Below are 21081 nucleotides of genomic sequence, written 5' to 3' on the forward strand. Positions count from 1 at the left end.
CCGGTGAGCATGAGCCCGAGCCTGCGCCCGCGCGTCGTCGTCGCCGTCTCGACGCTGGCCGCCGCCCTGACAGCCGGCGCGATCCTGGCAACGGTCGCGGGCGGCTCCTCGTCCTCCTCCGACCCCGGCCAACGGGAGTACGCCCTCCCCGACACCCTCTGCGGCCTGGAGGTCCCCCGGGACCTGTACGCCCCACTCTTCGGTCCGGGCGCGCGCCTGAGCGTGGAGGGCAGCTTCGAGGACACCACCGGCCTCGCCACCATGGATCGGTGCACGATCGAACTCGACGGCGAGCTGACCCTGTGGACCGAGGTCTCCGGCCAGGACAGCTTCGAGGGGGAGCTGGCCAGCACGAGCAACTACATCGCCGGGGAACCCGTCGAACTCGACTACGAGATGGCGGACGGCGTGCCCGTGGATGGCGAGTACGAGGCCATGGTCTGGCCGGGCTACGCCCTCGCCGGCACGTCGTGCCGCCCGTCCCCGGGCGCGATCACCAACTCCTTCACGCTCGTCCTCCGGGCCGAACATCCCGACGACGAGGAGGAGTCGGTCCAGGTCCTCTCCGCCCTCATCCAGCCCTACATGCGGGCGGCCCTGACCCACTCCCAGTGCGAGCCCGGCCCCAACCCGGCGTCCGGCTACTCAGATGGCTGATGCGGTCCGTGAAGGGTAAGTAACGATGGCTGGCCGTGACTTGGCCGATTCCCGGCGCTGGCCGTAGCGTTACAACCGACCACAGGCTGTCATACACACGCACAGAGCACACGCGCACGGGGACGCGGGGGCGCGCGTTCGTTTGAGCCGGGCTGGGGAGCCCGGCGGGGGAGGGAGCGACGCCTGCCATGGGCGACATCCGTAACGCGAATCCGGAGCAGTTAGAGGAACTGGCCGACAAGTTGAGGACAGCTGGGGACGGTGGCGCGTACGGCGACCTCACCAGCTACCTGGACCGCGCCCGTAACCTCGACGCGTCGGGTGAACTGGCCTCGCTACGACCGCTGCTGGAGTGGCTGTACGACGCGGCGGAACAGTTGCGGGAGGGAGCCAGGATCCTGCGCGGTGACGATCCCGGCTACCACGAGCCGATGCCGGGGTACGTCGCCCCTGAGGACGACTCCGGCAGCGACATCGAGTGGGACTTCAAGGTCAGCGACCAGTTCCTGGCCGACGAGTTCCTCGACATCGCGTCGAAGGACGAGCTGAGCGAGGAGGACATCTCCCGCCTGCAGGGTTTGGTCGATCACTCAGACGAGAACCCTGACTTCGCCGCCTACATCATCGACAACATGGGCATGGACGAATTCCTGCACCTGTCACAGCAGGTGGAGGAGATGGACGACAGCGAGGACACCGACAGGCTCCTCACTTCCATGGGCAACATGCTGAGCGCCGCCATGTGGGTGCCCGGCGACATGCAGCCCGGCTCCGTAGCTTACGACGAGTGGACCACCACTCCGCAGGGCCAGGCATACCTGGACCGCCTGGAGGCCTTCAACAACGCTGGCAAGAGGCAGGTCGGCTCCGACGACGGCGAGGTGGGATTCGGAATCGTCGTGGACCTGCTGGAACGCTCCCAGGTCCCGATCGACGAGCAGTTGTTCCAGCAGACCATGGACGAGCTCAACGCCGGAGTCCAAACCGGCTCCTGGGACCAGGACCTCCCCGACCGTCTGATGATCCTCACCGCCGAAGGCAATCCGCAGGCGATCGACGGCTACTTCCACTTCCGCAACGACCAGGACAGGATCGTCTGGGCAGCGGATCTGATGGGCAAGGGCGAGGAGATGACAGACGTCGAAGTCGCCGCCCTCGCTGCCGTCCTGGAAGCCAACCAGCACAACGAGGACTTTGCCGTTGGGCTGGCGACAGAGGTGGGCGCGGAGAACCTCCTCCAGACCTGGGCCGAGCTGATCGTCCCCGTGGACACGGGGGAGATAGACAGCGTCAGCGATGCCCGCGAGTCGGCACTCATTCACATGCAAGAGAGTCTCGGCAACCTCCTAGGACTCGCCACGCGCAGCTCGGATCCGCGCATGGACCAGTGGGAACGGGACATCATCGCTAAGGGAGACCAGGACGTCGGTGATCCCAGCAAGATGGCTTGGGAGCCCTACGGCTACCTGATCATGAGCAACTTGATGCAAACCGGCGAGTATGACAATGAATTCCTGACGACCTATGGAAATGCTCTGATCTCCTGGGAGCAAGACGCGGGCGGGCCAGGGCAAATAGCATACCGAGTTTTTTACCGCGATCCTCCCACGCTCGTCGGCGACAGCTTCTGGAACGACCCCGTGGCAGGCTATGCGGAAGCCCTCGGTCACAACCCAGATGCGTCCGCTTCCATGTTCAGCGATCCGGGAAACTTCAGGTACCTCGTAGAGGAGCGTGACTGGGGCACCATATCGGAATCTGGATACACCGCACTGGGCCATGCACTTGAGTCGGCTACCTCGGGTCACGCCTATGATGACGCTCACTCAGGCATTCCTCATTCGATGCAGAACGCTGATATTGCTGCGCGAGTTATCGACTTCTACGGCGATAATCCTGACAAGATGGAGAATGGAGAGCTGGGCACAAGTCTGGCCAATATCGCGGCCGATTACATGCCGGACATCCAGTATGGCCTGTCGGGGTTCGGCGCAGAACTGCCTCTGCCGGAAAACATCGCGCAGCCACAGCGGAGTAATATCGAGTGGTTTGTGCAGGCGCTGGGCCAGGATCCAGAGGCATACGGGACGGTGATTAGGGCACAGGAAGAATATACAGCCGTAGCATTGGACTACGTCATCAATGACGTGGGAGGAACGGATGATGAGATAGTTGACGCCGTCGAGAATGCTTCGGAAGCTGGAGGACAGGTTGCCGGGATACTCAACCAAGGCAGAGCCGAGGCCGTTTTCGACGAGCGCATCGCAAGCGATGAGGAGTTCAACGGCCATCTAGATACGGGCACTCAGTGGGCTCAACGTATAGCTGGCGTCGGCACGGAGCTTATGGCCGAAAAGCTGCCGGTGGCGGGCACGATCACGGGATGGGCTGCCGAGGACCTCATAAATGAGGTCAGCGAAGAATTGCGGAGAGATAACAGTAGCGAAGCTGCTAAAGACGCCAACGATGTCTATTCAGCGGGCGAGGTCAGGGTCGAAGATACCGCTGAAGCCGCAGCGCGAATGGCTGCGGAATCGAATGGCAACCTGGATGAGCAGGCCATCGAAAGGATCGCGAGTGCGGTAAGACGTGAGGCGCGGACAGGTCATAACGACGGTGTGGAATTTCGCTCCTGATTGGAGAATCAGCGTTGGGAGAACTCTTCATCGCGCCTACGAGACTCGTGCGCAGGGGCGTCGCAGCGGTCACACTAGTAGTCAGTGGAATGTTGGCTTCCTGCGCAGGAGACGAGGGCCCTGAGAAACGCACATACTCTCTCCCCGAGAGACTCTGCGGGGTAGAAGTAGACATGCAGAAATTCGGCGCCATCTTTCCGCCTGGCGAACGAGTAACTACAGATGGAGACATGTTAAGGGGAGCAACGGCGGTGTGCCGGATTTTGGTTGACGGCGAACTGGCCATTAGGGTAGAAGGTTTTCCGAAGGAACATGATTACAAAGCCATGGCAAATATTGGCCCCGGTGAGTACGCCGTAGAGGTGAGCGATGGCGAAGATGTTGCCGGAAAGTACGATGCGCTGGTATGGCCTGAGTGGGTAATGGCCAGTGCGCCCTGCACCTGGGAGGATTACACGGAGGGATACACCGTAGCTCTCCGGGCTTCCTATCCTGAAGACGATGAAGAATCCGAGAGGGTGCTCGCTGATTTGATACAGCCCCTCATGGATGCGATCGTCAAGAGCGCTCCCTGTGTCCCGTATAACTGACAGTCGGTCTGTCTGCTCCATGGCATCATCCGGCCTGGGGAAAGAAATCTTGATGTATAACTTCCCAACAGCAAGGAGTGGGTCGTGAAGGTCAAAGCTCGTGCGGTCTTTCGTGCGGCAGGTGCTCTGGCAGTGGGGGTGCTACTTGTGGCCTGCTCCGGCGATTCCGGCTCGGAGGACGGTGGCGACGCCATCGACGATGTTCAGACCGAGCCGGAGGCGGAGCCAAGCGACAACGGTGGTGGCTCCGAGTCGCCGGAAGCGACGCCGAGCGATGACGGTATTGATCGGCCAGAGATCGAGTTGCCGGACGACATGAACAATGTCTTTGAGGACACCGAAACGGGTGACGACAGGAAGGACGCGATCCTAGACGATCTCACGCAACAGATCAGTGCCATTGATATGGCGATCGCCGAGAGCAATCCCAGCCTCGACGCTGTGGAGTTCTACACGATCGAGGATGCTCTCATCACTGCCAGGCAGTACATCCGGGGCGGGTCGGATAACGACCGATCCTGGGCAGGTACCGCGGAATACTATGACTTCGACGTGAGCATCCCCCGTCCCGGGAGCGCGACCGTCACCTACTGCATCGACTCCACTGGTGTCCAGACCAAGGAGTTGAACACAGGAGAGCTGCTGCCCAAGCCAGAGGACGCACAGAACTTCAACTACACGCAGAAGGTGCTGCAGCAGAACGAACAGGGCGTCTGGCAGGTGTCACTAGTAATGGCTCGGGACGCAGAGCTGGACCGGAGGTGTGAGCGATGAGGCGCGGGGCCCTGATCGTCGGAGTCTTAGCCGTGATGGTGGCTGTTCCCCATGCTGCTTATGGTCAGGGAGGAGGAGACTTCGGTGGCGGAGGCTTCGGGGATAGTAACGAAGGTGGCGAAGAAGTAGAGGTAGGGGGCGACACCGGCGCCGGTGGCATCTCGTCAGAAGTTCAGTATTCCAATAGCGTGGGCGACACTGAACCTCCTGGAACGGTGACGCCAATCAGCGACTGGGAGCCGCCGGCCTGTTGGTTCGAGGCGCGCACGGCGTCCGAGACTCGGGACTACGTGGATAACATGCTGGCCAGTTATGCGCAGATGCCCCCGGAGGACGTGGGAGATCTCAGGAGCGAGTTAGCAGCGCACTTCATCACCGGCGATCCGTACGAGAACTACAACCTCGACATCGAGGACGAGGGCGCGTTCTGGTTCGGTGTACCGAACCCCAACCGTCTGGACGACCGGGACGCGTTCGCGTGTTCCGAAGACTTGGCGGAGTGGGTGGAGAACGGTGAGCAGCCCGAGGAAGAGCCCGCCATCTCCCCCGAAGTGTTGGCTGAAGCAGCTTACGAGTGGCTGCCGCTCCCCGAGACCGAGGTCAGCATGAGCCCGGACGCGGATGTGGCCCAGACGGTCAACCTCCCGACCTGGATCTGGCAGGACACCGGCGACATCGGCGAGGTGTCGGCGACGGCGCGGCTCGACCGGTTGGACATGGAGGCCACGACAGTGGCCACGCCCAGCGCGCTGACGATCGATCCCGGGACGGAGGACGCGGTCACGTTCCCCGGAGACGGCACGTGCGAGATCAGCGCCAACGGCACGATCGGGGAACCGTACGAGGAGGGGCGGGGCGATGAGGACCCGCCGTGTGGGGTGACGTATCTCCGGGCCACCGGGGACGGCGAGTCCTACGAGCTGACGGCCACGATCACCTGGTCGGTGAGCTGGACCGGCACCGGGCAGCCCGAGCCGCAGGAATTGCCGGACGCCGTGCTGGAGACCACCCACGAGCTGACCGTGGAAGAAGTACAAGCCATCGTTCGTTAGCGTCTGTTGAGAGCCTCGGGGCAGGTCGGCCGGGGCGGGACATCGCGCCCCGCTGTCCGGCGTCGAGGAGCCCATCACCCCGGGTGAGGGGGAGCAGAACGGCTCCGGCCCACAGCACGCCCAGCCAACCGGGGTCTTTCGAACTTGGGCGGTGTGTTGTCCTGAGCGGCTGACTGGCTGTCACGTTGGGTCAGGTCAAGGGTGGCTCCGGCGGCAGGAGTCCCGTGGTCGACGAGACCGGGGAAGGAGCAGACCCGCACCATCTCCGGGTGCCGTGGAACCCCGGCGCAGCCGCAGCGACACGCGGAGGACCCACCCGCAATCATGGGGGACAAACAGGGCGAGCCGGCAACCCGCTCACGCGCTCACGACCGCTGGCGGATCGAGGTTAGCCTTTTGCCTGGGCCGGCCTGATCACAGACAGGAAGTAGCGGAATTCATTCTTCCATCCAGGCGCCACAGTGATCCGCTTTGCCCGGCGCTTCCCGGGAAAGGCGAAAAGGAACCACGTTGACCTCAGGCGGCGATACTCTTTCACCTCGCCCATGAGCGCCGCCGCCTGCGGCCACGACATTCGGTACTTGATGGCCTTGAGACGCTCGTTGAATCGCGTCATCGGAATGACAATAATTTCCTGCTCCGTGAGCGCAACGACACAGTTTCGCCTGGTGAATGCAAGGAAGTCAAACACTATACTGATGATACTTGCAATATCCAGGAACCATAGAATCGCTCCCTCCAACCTGCCAGGGAAAACTACCAGGACCCTGTCGGTCGGGTTTACTTGAGTGACTTTCCAGGCAACCTGTTCATGCAACTCGGTTTTACTGGAGTACACGACCCACCTCCTTTTCGATGCCGGGTGCTGCCGGCTCTGCAGGCGCCTCCAATGGGAAGGTAACGCTGCGCAGCAGTCGCACCATGGACGGCATGTGCGCCTCCCAGTGATGGATACTGGGCATGGTGAACGAAACGGTCAGCAGGTACTGATGCGACAGCGAGGGGTGGTCCGGTACCGGAACGTATGCCTGGAGTTCGGCAAAAGGCAGCTCGAAAGGCGCTTCCGAGCTGTCACGCCGCGGGAGGGAGTAAAGGTGGCCGCCGGTAACCACGGCCCCCGGACCGCACGGCAGGTCGTACACTCCACCCGTCCAGCCCTTGCCGCGAGCAGTGACGATCGCATGCATGGCGCCCTCGGCCGCGATCCTTGGTTCCCCTCTGACCAGGTCCGAATCGTTGGACACGGCGACGCAGGCTAAACGTACGCCAACACCCGCCCCGTGCCCCATGATTCACTACCGTAACCGAACGCCTACGCGCTGGCCACCAGTGGGGGCAGCTCACCCCCCGTCGAGGAGCGTGAGCTCTGGGTCGGCGTGTAGCCCTCGATGGCGGGGGAGGAGAGGTAAGGAGACAACGCGCCCATCCATCGGGTGCGGGTGGAGGACGGGGCCACCTTCCCGTTTCCGATCGCGGAGAACCCCGGACGACATCACCACCGAGCTGACGCGGACGATGGAGTCGGTACTGGGCGGCGCGTCGCTCGACTCCTTCAACGCCCACTGGGACGACAAGTACCACCGGACCGAGCCGCCCGAGGAGAGGTGAGCGCGTGCCCCTGGCCTGCGCCCGCGCCCGCGCGTCGTCGTCGCCTCTCGATGCTCGCCGCGGCCCTGGCAGCCGGTGCGATCCTGGCGACGGTCGCGGGCGGCTCCTCCTCTTCGTCCTCCTCTGGTGAGCGGGAGTAGACACTCCCCGACACCCTCTGCGGCCTAGAAATCCCCCGGAACCTCTACGCCCCCCTCTTCGGCCCGGGCGTGCGCCTGAGCATCGAGGGCAGGCCTGTGACCGGGTCGTGGAGCAGCTCGTCGCTCGCGGCGTCCCGGGCGTTGGACAGCAGGACCTGTTCCAGCACGGTGAGGGCCTACGTCCGGTGTGCCGACTCAAGCCGCCGCACCGACTCGCGGGCGGTCCCGCACCGTTGCCGGCGGGATGAAGCTCGCGAAGACAACCTCACTGATCCACGTCGACCGCTGGAACTGCCCATGGCGGTCGCCGAAGCAGGCCCGCCTCGCTTGGGGAGGGGTCCCGGCATGTGTCCGTAGGCTCGACGGCGCTGACGATGGCGAAGCGTCGAGACGAGGTGGTTGGGTGTGTTGAGTAGGGGCGTCGCTTCTCTGTTGTTTCTTACGGCGCTGCTCGGCGCGACCAGTTGTACGGGGCCCACGGACACCACGTCCCCCGCCCCTACCGGTCAGAACTCCCCGAGGCCTCAGCCGTCGCCGACCAGCTCTCCAACTGGCCTTCCCAGCTGTGCCCTTTCGTTCGACCTTCCCAATCCGGCCGGACAAGCCTATGCCGGCTCGGGACGGCATCGTGCCGTAGCGGACCAGAACAGGTCGGCAGCGGAGGACTACTTGTACACGGAGTTCAGTACATTCACGCTGCCGGACGCTTGGCAGGCCTATGACGATAGAAGGCACGAGGTGGATATATCACGGGCGCAGCTCGTCATTTGCTTGATCGACGTGCAGAGGCGGAGTAACACAGCGATTGGTCAATGCGACTACAGCGGGGTGAAGGTAGACGTATTCCCAGCCACGTTCACCTTCGAGGTTTTGGAAGTAAAGACTGCCCGCACGGTAACGACCCTCGACATTCGCAGCGACGAGACGGTTGACTTCTCCTGCCCAGGAATTATCGAGTACCAAGTCGACCAGGGCGTCGAAATCGCACAGGACATCACGCCTGAGACGCTGAGGGCCAGGCTACGGCCGTTGGTCATGGGACCTGCTCAATGATCCTCGCGAGGGCGTTGCTCGGGACCCGTCCCGCCGCCCCCGTGGTGGAGTGGCCCGCATGACGACGAAGGATGAGACTGCGGCCACGACACGGCGCCAGCGTCTACTCCGGTGGGCCGCCGGCGTCCTGGTGGTGGCCGGGTACGGGGTGGGATGTGCCCCGACGGGGTCCGGCGGCGACGACGCCGCACGGGACACCAGCGATGCCGTCGTGGACGCGATGAACAACGGGGAAAGCGGAGTGTTGAATAACCTGTCCTGCTGGTCCAGCGAGGCCATGCCGGACGTCGAGGGAGAGGCGTCCGTGGCGGACCTTGACCACTGGGAGGACGAGAAGAACGACGTAACCGGCGCGGTCGCCACCGTGGAGACGACGCGGGTCGGTGAGTACTACTCGCTCACCCTGCTCGATGGCGACGACGGCTGGTGCCTGGGGAAGATCGAAGCCTGCTACGTCGACGGCGCAACCGAGGACAACTCGTACCTGCCGCCGTGCCGCCTTACTGAGGACTAATTGGTGTCCGATGAGAGGGCATGATTCAGGTGAGGCCGCCGGTGGCGAGAGCGGTGAGGAAGCCGCTCCAGGCTGGGGCGGGGAAGAAGAGCGCCGGGCCGGTGGGGTTCTTGCTGTCGCGGATGGGGATGGGGCCCGGGACCTGGTCGGCGATCTGGAGGCAGTCGCCGCCTTGGCCGTTGCTGTAGCTGGAGGCGCGCCAGACGGCGTTGCTCAGGTCTGGCTGCGCAGCGGCGGGGGGCATGGATAACGCTCCTCCATGATGGTGCGGATCAGTTCGAGACTGGCCGCCGGGGGCAGGGCAATGATGTGCAGGTGGCTGTAGATCGTTGCGTACTGCGTCACGGTCTGTGTCGACTCTACTACCTGCCCGGCGGCCGCCGCGCCCTCCAGGTATGCCGCGTCCGGGCCGTCGGGAAAGGAGAGCAGTGTGAGGAGCCTTCCATGACGCCGTGGTGTCCGGCTTCAAAGGGGAGGACTTGAAGTGTGATGTTGGGGCGTTCGGCCATGATGAGCAGGTCGCCCAGCTGCTCGCGCATGATGGCTGGGTCGTCGCCGAAGCGGCGGGCCAGCACGGCCTCGTCGAGGATCGACCAGAGGGCGAGTGGTTCGGGCCCTTCGAGGAGTTTGCGGCGGCTGAGACGGGCTTCCACCTGGTGTTCCAGCTTCTCTTGGGTGGTGCCCGGCTGGCTGGCGAGCATGAGTGTGCGGGCGTAGGCGCGCGTCTGCAGGATGCCGGGGATGACCTGCGCGTTGTACTTCCGCAGGCGAGAGGCGCGGGCCTCCATGTCTGTGTACGGCCGCACCCAGCCCGGCAGGCCCTCTCGCGTCATGTGGTGGTACGCGATGTTGATGTCGTCGTCCGCGCCCAAGGCCGTGTCGAGCAACGCCGACAGTGGCTCGTTCGGCGGGTCCGAGGCCAGTTCGATCTGGGCGATGCGGCTGTGGGAGACGAACACCGCGTCGGCGAGCTGCTGCTGCGTCCAGCCCTTCCGCTCGCGGAGCTTGCGCACCTTCGCGCCGAGTGCGGAGGCCAGGGAGGCACGCGGGTCAAGGTCTTTGGGGCGGGCCAACGTCGTGTCCCCTCTGCGGTGATTCCGTTGTGAGAGCGGTGGTTTCAAGCGGTCACGCCTTGTGAGCGTATCGGCACGCGAGAACGATCGTGGGCGTTCCGATCAACTGCCGTACATGGGGTGACGATGGAAACAAGTGAACGAATCGGCGCGGTCGTTGTCGCGCTCGGGCCCGAGCCCGAGCCGGAGCCGGACGGGTGGCCGCTGCCCGCGCAGCCGGATGACGGGAACGCCTGGGAGACGGGCCGCTGCTGGCTGTACTGCCGCCGCGAGGGCGTCCGCGTGCTGTGGCTCGGGCCGGTCAGGACGCCGGGCGCGGACGGGCACCTGTACGCCTGCGGGCCGTGCATCGCCGAGCTGACGCGCATGATCCGCGAGGAGCTGCACCGGAGGGACCGCGCCAACGTCCGCGTGCTCCGCCCGGCGACGGCGTTCGTGCGCGTTCCGCCGCACGTGCCGTCGTGCAGGCACCGGTCCATGGACGGGAAGATGGGGCAGAAGTTCTGCGAGGAGTGCGGGGAGCAAATCTACTTGTGAACAGCACTCGGGACGACGAGGAACGCGAGCGGCGGCACCGCGAGAGCGGTGAGCGGCTGCGTGGAGAGTTCGGGCTGGACGAGGAGCGGCTGGCGCGGGCCCGGCAATGGGCCGACGACGTGACCAATCGGCGTACGAGGCTCAGCCTGCCGAAGTACTGGGCGCTGTGGGAGGGCCGTCAGACGCGCAGGAACTGAGCGGAGTCCAGCACGAGGGTGCGCTCCGCCACCGGGATCTCGATCTTCTCGCCGAACGTCCCCGAGACGGTGTGCTGGTACGCCCCCCCCTCTGGGCGGGTGAAGAGCGTCCACCGCGCGGTGAGGACGTTCACGACCAGGTAGGCGTTGATGCCGCGCAGGGCGTAGTGGCCGGGCTTGGTGTTGTAGTCGCGGTCTTCGCTCTCGGGGGAGACGACCTCGACGACGAAGGGGAGCAGGCTCTCGTCGAGCTTGGCGCTGCCGGGATCGACCTTGTCGGCCGGGACCGCGGAGACGTCCGGCTCGGGCTTGTAGCCTTCGCGGGCTGGCGTGACCTGGAACTCACCGACGGGTGTCCATCCCGGCAGCGCGGCCTCGATCTGGTTCTCAATGCGTCGCTGGGTGGTCCTGTGCGCATGGGTGATCGGTACCAACGTCAGTCCGTTCCTCGTCAGCCGCAGCCGGACACTCTTGGGTACCTGGACCTGTTCCTGGGCGAAGCCCACCCAGTCATCGGTGATCGTCACGGCTACCTCCCTGGCCAGCTGGCTTCCAGCCTAGCGGCCGCAGGTAATTGAGTTGAGCGCTCGCCGCCACGGCGTGATGATCGCCCCGTGATCGATACGGGACTGTCGGGTCGGGTCGTGCTCGTCACCGGGGGGAACGGGGGAATCGGGGCCGCCATCGTGCGGGCGTTCGCGGCGCAGGGGGCGCGGGTGGCCGTGCACTACGCGCCCGGGGGCGGCGAGGACGCGCCGCCCGGCGTTCGGTGGGAGCATCAGACGCCGGGGCGCGAGGCGGCCGAGTCGCTCGTGGCGGCGTTGGGGGAGGACACGGCCGCGGCGGTCGGGGGCGATCTCGCGGCGGCGGACGCGGCGGGCGAGCTGTTCGACGCCGTCGAGGCGCGGCTCGGGCGGCGGGTGACGGTGCTGGTCAACAACGCCGCGCACTGCGAGACCCCCGACACCATCGAAGCCCTCACCGCCGAGAGCCTTGCCCGCCACTATCGGATCAACGCCATCGCCCCCGCGCTGCTGACCGCCGAGCTGGCCCGGCGCACGCCGGACCAGCCGGCCGCCACCGAGGCGGCCTGCGTCGTGAACATCTCCACCGACGCCGCCCGGGCGTTTCCACGCCAGCTCGGGTACGGCACGTCGAAGGCCGCGCTGGAGGCGTTCACCCGCGCCGCCGCGCTCGACCTCGCCGCCGCCGGGATCCGGGTCAACGCCGTGGCCCCCGGGCCGGTCCAGTCCGGATGGATGAGCGAGGAGATGCAGGACTACGCCCGCACGATCGTGCCCTTGGGGCGGGTCGGCGAGCCGAGCGACATCGCCGACGCCGTCGTCTTCCTCGCCTCCCGACAGGCCCGCTGGATCACGGGGCAGGTGCTGCAGGTGGCCGGAGGGCACGCGCTGTGACGCCACGCCACGCCACGAGCCGGGCTTGACGGCCCGCTGGCCTTCGACGCCGAGCCAGGAGGGTGGGTCGGGCGGCATGAAGAGGCCGCCACAGCGCTGGTGGCGCATGCGGCGGCCTCGGTTCGTGAGGACGTGAGGAGGTGAGGAGCTGAGGAGGTGCGGCGGGCAGGGGCACCTGTTGCAGATCCAGCGACCGCGACGGCCGCGACGGCCGCACAGCCACGCCTCGCGATTTCGCCTCACATATTGATCATGTGCCCCGCCAGGCCGTGGATCGCCTCCTTCACGGCCTCGCCCAGCGTCGGGTGCGCGTGGACGTTGCGCGCCACCTCGTGGACGGTCAGGTCCCACTGCTGGGCCAGGGTCAGCTCCGGCAGCAGCTCCGTGACCTCGGGGCCGATGAGGTGGGCGCCCAGCAGCTCGCCGTAGCGCTCGTCGCTGATGACCTTGACGAAGCCGGAGACCTGGCCCAGGCCGTGGGCCTTGCCGTTGGCGGTGAAGGGGAACTTCACGGCCTTCACCTGGAAGCCCGCCTCCCGCGCCTGCTGCTCGGTGTAGCCGAAGCTCGCGATCTGCGGCTGGCAGTAGGTGGCGCGCGGGATCATCGTGAAGTCGAGCTCCATGGTCTCCGCGCCCGCGATGGTCTCGGCGGCGATGATGCCCATGGCCTCGGCGGCGTGCGCCAGCATCAGCTTCGCCGTCACGTCGCCGATGGCGAAGATGTGCGGCACGTTGGTGCGGCCCCGGCCGTCGACGTCGATGGCGTTGCGGGCGGTGAGGGCGACGCCGGTGTTCTCCAGGCCGTAGCCGGTGACGCGGGGGGCGAAGCCGATGGCCTGGAGCACCTTGTCGGCCTCCAGGACCTGCTGCTCGCCCTTGCCGTTGGTCACGGTGACGCGGACGGGCGCGGCCGGGTCGGAGTCGTCGATGGCGTCGACCCGGGTGGAGGTCAGAACCTGGATGCCGAGCTTGCGGTACTGGCGCGCCAGCTCCTTCGAGACCTCGGCGTCCTCCAGCGGCACCACGCGGTCCAGGAACTCGACGATGGTCACATTCACGCCGTAGTTGTGGAGCACGTACGCGAACTCGACGCCGATGGCCCCGGCGCCCGCGATGATGACGCTGCCGGGGAGCTGGTCGGTGAGGATCTGCTCCTCGTACGTCACGACGCGCTCGCTGAGGGAGGTGCCGGGCAGCAGCCGGGTGGTGGCCCCGGCGGCGATGATGCAGTGGTCGAAGGTGATGGTCTCGCTGCCGCCCCCCGTGAGCGCCACCGAGAGGGTGCGCGGGTCGGTGAAGCTGCCCCGGCCGTCGTACTCGGTGATCTTGTTCTTCTTCATCAGGTAGTGCACGCCCGCGACGCGGCCGTCGGCGACCTTGCGGCTGCGCTTGAACGCCTCGCCGTAGTCGAAGCTGACGCGCGCGCCCTCGCCCTCGACGCGGATGCCGAAAGTGCTCGCCTCGTGCGTGAACAGGTGCGCCAGCTCGGCGTTGCGCAGCAGCGCCTTGGAGGGAATGCACCCGACGTTCAGGCACACGCCGCCCCAGTACTTCTCCTCGACGACGGCGGTGCGCAGGCCCAGCTGGCTTGCGCGGACCGCGGCGGTGTACCCGCCGGGGCCCGCTCCCAGAACGACGACGTCGTAGTGCGTGCTCATCTGTCTCAGAACTCCTCGCTGGCGTGGTGCTGGCCTGGTGCTGGCGTGGTTTCCTGCCCCGTCCCATGACACCACGTCCCGTCCGGGCTCGGCCCGGCGACCTCTGTGACCCGGCGCACGGCCCCTCCGCTCGCCTCCGCTCGCTCCGTTCGCCATTCGAACCTGCGCATTCACCCATCCGTCGCACATCCGGCGTAAGCGATCCTCGTTGGTCAGGCGTGATGGAAACCGACGAAACCCTTCTCTTCGCGCGCCCCGAGTTCGAGGGCGAACTGGCCCAACTCCTGCGCAACGCCGCCCGGGAGAACGCCGTCACGGAGACCGCCGGCCACCATCCGCCGCTGGATGCGTCGCTGCATACGTCATTGCATACGCCCCTGCATACGCCCCTGGTGCCGCCCCCGACCCCGCCGCCCGCCGGAACCCACCCGCACGGCCAGTCCCCGCTCCAGGACCCCTCGCCGCTTCCCCGCCACCGCAGGCAGCGCCGCCTCCCGTGGCGCGGCCGGGGCCCGGGGTCCGGGGAGGGCGCGGCGGCGTGGTGGCTGCGCTGCGCCAGCATGCTGCTGGCCGCCGCCGCCTCCGCCATCGTGGCCATGCTCAGCGTGCTCGGCGGCGTCACCTCGTACCAGCCGCTGCGCGACATCGCCAGCCCTGCCGTCTCCGAGGCGCTGGGGTCGTGGTGGCCGCTGCTGATCTACGGCCCGTGGCTGGTGGCCTGCCTGTCCATTCTCCGGGCGGCGCTGCACCAGCGGAGCGCGCTGCACTCCTGGCTGGTGATGGTCGTCTTCTCCGCCCTCGCGGTCGGCCTGTGCGTCGCCGGCTCGCCCCCCACGGTCACCGGCGTCGCCGTCGCCGGGCTGGCCCCGGTCTCCGCGCTGGTGGCGTTCCACCAGCTGGTCCGGCAGATCACGCTGATCCACCCGCCGCGTCACGCCCTGCCGCGCCAGCGCAGGTGAGCCTGCCCGGGGCACCGGCGGGGCCGAGGGAGCCGACGGGCGCGACGCCCTTGACCGTGCGCGTGACCGGCAGGGTCTCCATGCGCTCGACGCCGGGCAGCGCCGCGACACGCGTCGTCAGGTACGTGTACAGCGCGGGGATGTCGGAGCAGACGGCGACGGCGAAGAGGTTGCTCGGGCCGGTGGTGGCGGTGCAGAACGCCACCTCGGGGTGGTCGGCCAGGGCCGCGCCGGTCGACGCCAGGAGGGAGGGCGGCACCGACAGCCACAGCGCGGCCCGGACGCCGAGGCCGAAGAGCACGAAGTCGTACTCGACGTCGAAGTACACCGTCCCGTCGGCGCGCAGGGCCGCCAGCCGCCGCCGCACCTGCGAGGGGGACCAGCCGGTGGCCCGCGCCAGGGCGTTGACGGGCATCCGGCCGTCGCGCCGCAGCTCGGCCAGCAGCCGCAGGTCCGCCGGGCCGAGCGGCCCGGCGGGATCCGGGTCCGCCGGCTGAGGGCGCAGCCGTTCCGCCTGCCCGGCGGTGAGCGCGCCCGACTTGTTGACGAGGCTGAGCGGGCCGCCGAAGAAGGTGTGCAGGTGCTGGTGGGCGGTCATCCGCACCACGCGCCGGGTGCGCGGCAGCCGGTCCAGCAGCGGCGCCTCGCCCCAGGCGCTGCGCACGGCGAAGGACAGCTCCGCGCCGCCGGACAGCAGTGACACCCACAGCGTGTCCTCCCGGCGGGCCAGCACCTTCGCCATCTCGGCGGCCGTGCCCGGCACGCACTCCAGCCGCAGCGTCCACCACGACTCGCCCAGCGTCCCCGCGTGCGGCAGCCCGGCCACCCGCAGCTTCCCGGCGGCGCGCAGCCGGGCGTAGCGGCGGGCGACGGTCTGGTCGGAGACGCCGAGCACGGCGGCGATCCGCGCGAACGGGGCGCGCGCGTCGATCTGGAGCGCGTGCACGATACGCCGGTCGATGTCGTCGTGTGTGTCGGGATTCATTCCGTGCAGACTACGCCGTGTCGGATAGCGCCGTGGCGGCGTGATCGGCTGGGCGCCGCCACCCGGGGCGGCGCAGCCTGGTGCGCATGAGTGGGACTACGCCGACAACGCCGACAACGCCGACAACGCCGAAGGCCTCGCCCGCGCGGGCAGGCAAGTGGTGGCCGCTGGTCGCGGTCTCCCTGGGCAACTTCATGCTCCTGATCGACGTCACCATCGTGATCACCGCCCTCCCCGACATCACCCGCGACCTGGACGCCGGGCTCACCGCGCAGCAGTGGGTGCTCGACGCCTACGCGCTGGCGCTGGCCGCGCTGCTCATGGCGTTCGGCGCGGCCGGGGATCTCTACGGCCGCCGCCGCGTCTACCTCCTCGGCCTCGGCGGCTTCGCGCTCGCCTCGCTGGCGTGCGGCCTGGCGCCCGGCCCCGAGGTGCTGATCGCGGCACGCGCCGCGCAGGGCGTGGCGGGGGCGGCGATGTTCGCCAGCAACGCCTCGCTGCTGGCCGCCACCTACCACGGCCGCGACCGGGCGGTGGCGTTCGGCCTGTGGGGCGCGGTGAGCGGGGCGGGCAGCGCTCTGGGCGTGGTGCTGGGCGGCGTGCTCACCCAGTACCTGGAGTGGCGGGCCATCTTCCTGGTCAACCTGCCGCTCTCGGCGCTGGCGCTGTGGCTGACGTGGCGGACCGTCGCCGAGTCGCGGAACCCGGCCGGGGGCCGGATCGACTGGCCGGGCACGGCGGCGTTCACCGGCTGCGCCGCCGCGCTGGTCTACGCCCTGATCCGCGGCGGCGAGGACGGCTGGGGCGACGCGCTGACGCTGGCGGCGTTCGGCCTCGCGGCCGTGGCGCTGGTGGTGTTCGTGCTGATCCAGCGTGGGCTGGAGCGGGGCGGGAGCGGCGGGCTGCTGGACCTGCGGCTGATGCGCCGGCCGTCCTTCGCGGCGCTGATGACGGGCGCGATGATCCTGAACGCGGCGGCGTTCTCGCACTCCATCTACACGATGCTGTGGCTCCAGGCCGGGCTCGGGCTCAGCCCGGTGCGGGCGGGCCTGGCGATGCTGCCGATGGCGGTGACGGCGTTCGTGGTGGCGGGCGCGGGCGGGCGGCTGCTGGACCGGCTGCCGCCGCGGGTGCCGATAGCCGTCGGCGTGCTGCTGATCGGGGTGGGGGCGCTGCTGCAGACGGCGGTGGCGCCCGGATCGGGGTGGACGGTGCTGCTGCCGGGCCTGATGGTGACGGGCGTGGGCGTGGGGCTCGCCATGCCGGTCCTGGTCTCCGCGGCGCTGGCCGCGGCCCCGCCGGAACGCGCGGGCATGGCCAGCGGCGCGGTCAACACCTTCCGCCAGCTCGGCTTCGCCCTCGGCGTCGCCGTCCTCGGCACGATCTTCACCTCGGCGGGCGGGCCGACGAGCCGTGCCGCCTTCGCCGACGGCCTGGACGCGATCTACCTCACGGCGGGCATCGCGGGCATCGCGGCGGCGGCCCTGGTGGCGTTCGCCGTCCGCGAGGCCCCCCGCTCCGCGGGGCCGGTCCCGGCGCAGCCGCCTGAGCCGTCCCCCGCGGGCCGGTAGCGGGGGCGGTCAAAACCGCCGAGGCCCATGGTCCGAGGCCCGGGCCTTCGGTCCATGGGCCTCGGCGCGGCCGCTCGGGCCGTGCGGCCTCCGGCCCGGCTCCGGCAACGCGGCGCCCACGGTCTCCGGCTTCCCGGTCCTCGTCCGGAAACGCCGGGGGTCCTCCGGAAGGGCCGGCCCCGGTTTCGGCCTCAGGCCCAGATCGCCTCGGCCACGGCAACGCCCGTGAAGGTCGCGCCGAGGCACGCCAGCACGCTAGCCGCCACGTTCGCGGCGGCCAGCAGGCGTGCGCCCTGCTCCGCCAGGCGCAGCGTCTCGTAGGAGAAGGTCGAGTACGTCGTCAGCGCCCCGCACAGGCCGGTGCCGAGGAAGAGGCGCAGCTCCTCGGACGCCGCGCCCGACGTCACCGCGCCCGTCAGCACGCCGAGCACCAGGCAGCCGGCCACGTTGGCGCCGAAGGTGCCCCAGGGGAAGACCGTGTCGTGGCGGAGCTGCACCGCCCGGTCGGTGAGGTAGCGCAGGGGGGCGCCCACCATGCCCCCGGCGATGACCAGCAGCCAGTTCACCGGCTCACCGCTCGGCTTCGGGCTCGGGATCGGGCCAGGGCTCGGGCTCGGGTTCGCGGCCCACGTACCGGATCACCTCGACGTCGTCGAGGATGACCAGCCCCTCCTCCACCAACTCGTCGAGCTGCGGCAGGAACTCCCGCACCCGCGCCTCCGCGTCGACGATGACGACCGCGACCGGCAGGTCCTCGCTCAGCGACAGCAGCCGCGAGGTGTGGATGAGAGAGGAGGCGCCGAAGCCCTCGATGCCGCGGAAGACGGTCGCGCCCGCCAGCCCGGCCGCACGGGCGCGGTGCACGATCTCGGCGTAGAGCGGCTTGTGGTGCCAGGTGTCGTTCTCGCCGGTGAAGATCGTGACGCGAAGTGCCCTGCCCGTCAGCCGGGTTGCCCTGGCCCGTCCCTGCGTGGTCATGGCCGCGTCACCGCCCGTGTCGCCCGTGTCGCCCGCGTTGCCCGTGTCGCCCATCGCGTGGCCGTCGCCGCGAGCCACACCGCCGCCAGCGCGGCCGCCACCGTCAGTGTCATGTACGCCAGCGCCGCCCGCGCCCGCTCGTGGTCCACCAGGATCTCGATCTCCTGGCTGTAGGTGGAGAAGGTGGTGAACCCCCCGAGCACCCCGGTGCCGAGGAACGGCCGCACCAGTCGGTGCGCCGCCCACACCTCCGATATCAGCACCATCAGGACGCCGATGAGCGCGCAGCCGAGGGCGTTGACGCCGAGCGTCGTCCAGGGAAAGCCGTCCCCGGGCGCCGGCCACAGCCGCATGGCGGCGTACCGGGTCACGGCGCCGAGCCCGCCGCCGAGGGCCACCACGGCCACGACCGGCCCCTGGCCGCGCCACGGCCGCGGGCGCGTCCTGCGGCGTGGCACGGGCTCGTCCATGGCCCGAGATCGTAGGTCAGACGGTCGACGGCTCGCTCGTGGGATCGGGCTCGGCGCCCAGCGTGGTCGTCTCCGTCGTCAGTTCGGACTCGCGGGAGCGTCTGGACCGCCGCCTCGGGGCGTCCCGGCCCACCGGCCGCACGCCGCCCTCCACCAGCGCGCCGAGCCCCAGCACCGCGCACAGCCCCGGCTCCTCCGCCACGGACACCGGCATCCCGGTGTTCTCGCGGATCGTCGCGTCCAGCCCCGGCAGCACCGCCGAGCCGCCCGTGAGCACGATGCCCCGGTCGGCGAGGTCGGCCACCAGGTCCGGCGGGCAGCGGTGCAGCACCGCGCGGATCGCGTCCAGCAGCGCGATCAGCGGCGGCATCACCGCCTTGCGCAGGGTGGCGGGGTCGACCCGCACCGTGCGCGCCAGGCCCGTGGCCACGTCGCGCCCGTGCACCTCGGCCGTCTGGTTGACGGGCCCGGCCAGCGCCAGCTGGAGCTGGTGGACCGCCTGGCTCGGCATCAGCAGCTCGTACTGGTTGCGCAGGTGCTGCATCAGCGCCCGGTCGATCGTCTCCCCTCCCATGGGGACCTTGTCCGCGGCCACGATCGATCCCAGCGACAGCACCGCGACCTGCGTGGTGGCGGCGCCGCACTGCACGATCATCGTGGCCTCGGGCTGCTCCACCGGCAGCCCGCAGCCGATCGCCGCCGTGACCAGGCTGTCCACCAGCTCCACCTTCCGCGCCCCGAGCCCGATCAGCGTCTCCAGCGCGGCCCGCCGGGCCAGCGGGTCGGCGTCGTGCGGGATGCAGGTCGCGGCGCGCAGCATGGGGCGGCGGCGCCAGGCGCGGCGGAGCTTGGTCCCGACCATGGCCCGCAGCATCCGCTGCGCCATCTCGATGTCCACCACGGTGCCGCCGTTGATGGGCCGCACCACGCGGATGTTGGCGGGGGTACGCCCCGCCATCCGCTCGGCGGGCGAGCCGACCGCGATCAGCGCGCCGTTGCGGGTGTTGACGGCGACGACGGAGGGCTCGTCCACGATGAGCCCGGTGTGCTTGAGATAGACGCGGGTCCGGGCCGCACCGAGGTCGGCGGCGAGGGAGCAGCGGCGAAGATGATCAAAGCTGAGGGTCATACCCGTCATGCTGAGCGCCTGCGGCGCGCCCCGCGCGGTGAAGTGGTCCGGATGGGGGGCGGAGGGTGATCGAAGGGTGACGATCTGTGTCCTCCGTCTCCTCCGTCTCCTCCGTGCCCTGGGTGTCCCGGGTGTCCCGGCCCGTAGCCAGGCAGCCAGCCACAGCGGCCGGCGTCACCGCACCCGCGGCCGCAGCTCCTCGGCCACGAAGCGTACGAAGCCCTCGGGGTCCGGCTCGTCCGCCGTCGGCTGGAGGACCACCGTGTCCGCCCCGGCGGCCGCGACGCGCCGCACCGCCTTCGCCACCGCCTCCGCGTCCCCGGCGGCGCCGGTGGCCTCGGCGTTCGGCCGCTGTGCCAGCTCGGCGCGCAGCCGCTCCTCGGCGCCCGCCCCCGTCGCCTCCAGCGCCGTCAGGAGGTAGACCACCACCTCGTGGTGTTCCGTCACGGACCGGCCCGCGGCCGCCCGTCCCTCGTCGATGTGGCGGCGCGCCGCCCGCACGCCCTCCGTCGAGACGTCGGCGTCGAGGATCGTGCCGTCCGCCGCCTCGCCGGTCAGGCGCAGCGTACGCGGCCCCCTCGCCCCCGCCAGCACGGCGGGCGCGCTCGCGGGCGGCCAGTCCAGGGCCACGTCGTCCAGCTCCACGTAGCGGTTGTGCCCGACCGTCGTCACCCGCTCCCCGCGCAGCAACGCCCGCAGCGCCAGCAGGTGTTCGCGCAGCAGCGTGACGGGCGAGTCGACCCGCGCCCCGACCTGCCCCATCCACGACTGAACGCCGTGACCCACGCCCAGCCGCACCCGCCCGGGGAAGAGCCGGTGCAGGGTGGCCGCCTCCATCGCCGTCAGCGCCACGTTCCGCAGCGGCACCGGCAGCAGCCCGACGCCCACCCGCAGGCTCTCCGTCCAGGCCAGCGCGGCGGAGGCGCTGGCGATGCCGCTCTCCAGGAAGCAGTCCTCCCACAGCCACAGCTCCGCGAGCCCCGCTTGGTCCGCCGCGCGCGCCACGGCGCGCAGCCGTTCGGGGGGAAGCTGGGGCCGGAACACCGCACCGAGAACAGTCATGATCCCCTTTCTACCGGTTC

Annotated in this window: 24 protein-coding genes and 1 pseudogene; 12 read left to right on the forward strand and 13 right to left on the reverse strand. The window is 69.0% G+C overall.

Features of this window, described 5'->3' with window-relative positions:
• Positions 1-3 precede the first annotated feature (3 nt).
• The 5 genes from ACTWQH_RS10620 to ACTWQH_RS10640 all read left to right on the forward strand — a co-directional run bounded on the left by ACTWQH_RS10620 (position 4) and on the right by ACTWQH_RS10640 (position 5709).
• Positions 4-657, forward strand: coding sequence for a hypothetical protein (locus ACTWQH_RS10620; RefSeq protein ID WP_443286176.1), 654 nt, complete (start codon positions 4-6; stop codon positions 655-657).
• Positions 658-845: 188 nt separating this feature from the next.
• Positions 846-3293 carry a hypothetical protein gene (locus tag ACTWQH_RS10625; protein WP_443286177.1) on the forward strand — a complete coding sequence of 816 codons (2448 nt, stop codon included), beginning with the start codon at positions 846-848 and terminating at the stop codon, positions 3291-3293.
• 173 nt (positions 3294-3466) lie between these two features.
• A complete protein-coding gene (locus ACTWQH_RS10630; RefSeq protein WP_443286178.1) occupies positions 3467-3883 on the forward strand; it encodes a hypothetical protein in 417 nt (138 codons plus the stop codon).
• Between the two features lie 84 nt (positions 3884-3967).
• Positions 3968-4657, forward strand: a complete 690-nt coding sequence (locus tag ACTWQH_RS10635) for a hypothetical protein (protein ID WP_443286179.1) — start codon at positions 3968-3970, stop codon at positions 4655-4657.
• Positions 4658-4845: 188 nt separating this feature from the next.
• Entirely contained in the window at positions 4846-5709 is an 864-nt protein-coding gene (locus ACTWQH_RS10640; RefSeq protein ID WP_443286180.1) for a hypothetical protein, read from the forward strand.
• Between the two features lie 388 nt (positions 5710-6097).
• Here ACTWQH_RS10640 and ACTWQH_RS10645 read toward each other — a convergent pair whose 3' ends face one another.
• From ACTWQH_RS10645 to ACTWQH_RS10655, 3 genes are all read right to left on the reverse strand, one after another.
• On the reverse strand, positions 6098-6547 hold the full coding sequence (locus ACTWQH_RS10645) for a hypothetical protein (protein ID WP_443286181.1): 450 nt from the start codon (positions 6545-6547) through the stop codon (positions 6098-6100).
• Positions 6534-6953, reverse strand: a complete 420-nt coding sequence (locus tag ACTWQH_RS10650; RefSeq protein ID WP_443286182.1) for a hypothetical protein — start codon at positions 6951-6953, stop codon at positions 6534-6536. The genes ACTWQH_RS10645 and ACTWQH_RS10650 overlap by 14 nt, the downstream gene beginning before the upstream one ends.
• Positions 6954-7501: 548 nt before the next feature.
• Positions 7502-7624, reverse strand: coding sequence for a hypothetical protein (locus ACTWQH_RS10655; RefSeq protein WP_443286183.1), 123 nt, complete (start codon positions 7622-7624; stop codon positions 7502-7504).
• A gap of 502 nt (positions 7625-8126) precedes the next feature.
• Between ACTWQH_RS10655 and ACTWQH_RS10660 the strand changes: the two genes are divergently transcribed.
• Together ACTWQH_RS10660 and ACTWQH_RS10665 are read left to right on the forward strand one after the other, a co-directional pair.
• Positions 8127-8510: a hypothetical protein gene (locus tag ACTWQH_RS10660; protein ID WP_443286184.1), complete on the forward strand. Its 384-nt coding sequence runs from the start codon at positions 8127-8129 to the stop codon at positions 8508-8510.
• A 58-nt stretch (positions 8511-8568) separates the two neighbouring features.
• Entirely contained in the window at positions 8569-9024 is a 456-nt protein-coding gene (locus tag ACTWQH_RS10665) for a hypothetical protein (protein WP_443286185.1), read from the forward strand.
• A gap of 25 nt (positions 9025-9049) precedes the next feature.
• Here the strand turns inward: ACTWQH_RS10665 and ACTWQH_RS10670 are convergent, their stop codons facing one another.
• Both ACTWQH_RS10670 and ACTWQH_RS10675 read right to left on the reverse strand, forming a co-directional pair.
• Complete coding sequence (locus ACTWQH_RS10670) at positions 9050-9268, reverse strand: DUF397 domain-containing protein (RefSeq protein WP_443286186.1); 219 nt, start codon at positions 9266-9268, stop codon at positions 9050-9052.
• Positions 9238-10145: pseudogene (locus ACTWQH_RS10675) on the reverse strand (helix-turn-helix domain-containing protein). Before ACTWQH_RS10675 ends, ACTWQH_RS10670 begins: the two are co-directional and overlap by 31 nt.
• A gap of 78 nt (positions 10146-10223) precedes the next feature.
• Here ACTWQH_RS10675 and ACTWQH_RS10680 point away from each other — a divergent pair.
• Together ACTWQH_RS10680 and ACTWQH_RS10685 are read left to right on the forward strand one after the other, a co-directional pair.
• Complete coding sequence (locus ACTWQH_RS10680) at positions 10224-10634, forward strand: hypothetical protein (protein WP_443286217.1); 411 nt, start codon at positions 10224-10226, stop codon at positions 10632-10634.
• Positions 10631-10831: a hypothetical protein gene (locus tag ACTWQH_RS10685; protein ID WP_443286187.1), complete on the forward strand. Its 201-nt coding sequence runs from the start codon at positions 10631-10633 to the stop codon at positions 10829-10831. The genes ACTWQH_RS10680 and ACTWQH_RS10685 overlap by 4 nt, the downstream gene beginning before the upstream one ends.
• On the opposite strand, the gene ACTWQH_RS10690 is transcribed toward ACTWQH_RS10685, so the two are convergent.
• The gene (locus ACTWQH_RS10690) at positions 10813-11358 is read right to left on the reverse strand and encodes a Uma2 family endonuclease (RefSeq protein WP_443286188.1); all 546 of its coding nucleotides are present in this window, start codon (positions 11356-11358) and stop codon (positions 10813-10815) included. The two genes, ACTWQH_RS10685 and ACTWQH_RS10690, sit on opposite strands and share 19 nt — an antisense overlap.
• An 87-nt stretch (positions 11359-11445) precedes the next feature.
• Here ACTWQH_RS10690 and ACTWQH_RS10695 point away from each other — a divergent pair, with 87 nt between their 5' ends.
• Positions 11446-12249 carry an SDR family NAD(P)-dependent oxidoreductase gene (locus ACTWQH_RS10695; RefSeq protein ID WP_443286189.1) on the forward strand — a complete coding sequence of 268 codons (804 nt, stop codon included), beginning with the start codon at positions 11446-11448 and terminating at the stop codon, positions 12247-12249.
• Positions 12250-12488: 239 nt separating this feature from the next.
• Here the strand turns inward: ACTWQH_RS10695 and lpdA are convergent, their stop codons facing one another.
• The gene (gene lpdA / locus ACTWQH_RS10700) at positions 12489-13907 is read right to left on the reverse strand and encodes a dihydrolipoyl dehydrogenase (RefSeq protein ID WP_443286190.1); all 1419 of its coding nucleotides are present in this window, start codon (positions 13905-13907) and stop codon (positions 12489-12491) included.
• A gap of 221 nt (positions 13908-14128) precedes the next feature.
• On the opposite strand from lpdA, the gene ACTWQH_RS10705 reads away from it, so the two are divergent.
• Positions 14129-14866, forward strand: coding sequence for a DUF2637 domain-containing protein (locus ACTWQH_RS10705; RefSeq protein WP_443286191.1), 738 nt, complete (start codon positions 14129-14131; stop codon positions 14864-14866).
• Here ACTWQH_RS10705 and ACTWQH_RS10710 read toward each other — a convergent pair.
• Positions 14817-15851, reverse strand: a complete 1035-nt coding sequence (locus ACTWQH_RS10710; protein ID WP_443286192.1) for an AsnC family transcriptional regulator — start codon at positions 15849-15851, stop codon at positions 14817-14819. The genes ACTWQH_RS10705 and ACTWQH_RS10710 overlap by 50 nt on opposite strands.
• A gap of 86 nt (positions 15852-15937) precedes the next feature.
• Between ACTWQH_RS10710 and ACTWQH_RS10715 the strand changes: the two genes are divergently transcribed.
• Positions 15938-17422 carry an MFS transporter gene (locus ACTWQH_RS10715; RefSeq protein ID WP_443286193.1) on the forward strand — a complete coding sequence of 495 codons (1485 nt, stop codon included), beginning with the start codon at positions 15938-15940 and terminating at the stop codon, positions 17420-17422.
• Positions 17423-17613: 191 nt separating this feature from the next.
• Here ACTWQH_RS10715 and crcB (ACTWQH_RS10720) read toward each other — a convergent pair whose 3' ends face one another.
• From crcB (ACTWQH_RS10720) to ACTWQH_RS10740, 5 genes are all read right to left on the reverse strand, one after another.
• Positions 17614-17988, reverse strand: coding sequence for a fluoride efflux transporter CrcB (crcB, locus tag ACTWQH_RS10720; RefSeq protein ID WP_443286194.1), 375 nt, complete (start codon positions 17986-17988; stop codon positions 17614-17616).
• Positions 17989-17992: 4 nt separating this feature from the next.
• Positions 17993-18400, reverse strand: coding sequence for a DUF190 domain-containing protein (locus ACTWQH_RS10725; protein WP_443286195.1), 408 nt, complete (start codon positions 18398-18400; stop codon positions 17993-17995).
• The gene (crcB, locus tag ACTWQH_RS10730) at positions 18397-18870 is read right to left on the reverse strand and encodes a fluoride efflux transporter CrcB (protein ID WP_443286196.1); all 474 of its coding nucleotides are present in this window, start codon (positions 18868-18870) and stop codon (positions 18397-18399) included. The genes ACTWQH_RS10725 and crcB (ACTWQH_RS10730) overlap by 4 nt, the downstream gene beginning before the upstream one ends.
• Before the next feature lie 16 nt (positions 18871-18886).
• Positions 18887-19999, reverse strand: coding sequence for a rod shape-determining protein (locus ACTWQH_RS10735; protein WP_443286197.1), 1113 nt, complete (start codon positions 19997-19999; stop codon positions 18887-18889).
• Positions 20000-20173: 174 nt separating this feature from the next.
• Positions 20174-21061: an LLM class flavin-dependent oxidoreductase gene (locus tag ACTWQH_RS10740; protein ID WP_443286198.1), complete on the reverse strand. Its 888-nt coding sequence runs from the start codon at positions 21059-21061 to the stop codon at positions 20174-20176.
• Positions 21062-21081 lie beyond the last annotated feature (20 nt).

Source organism: Streptomyces sp. 6N223 (assembly GCF_052246635.1).
GTDB lineage: Bacteria > Actinomycetota > Actinomycetes > Streptomycetales > Streptomycetaceae > Streptomyces.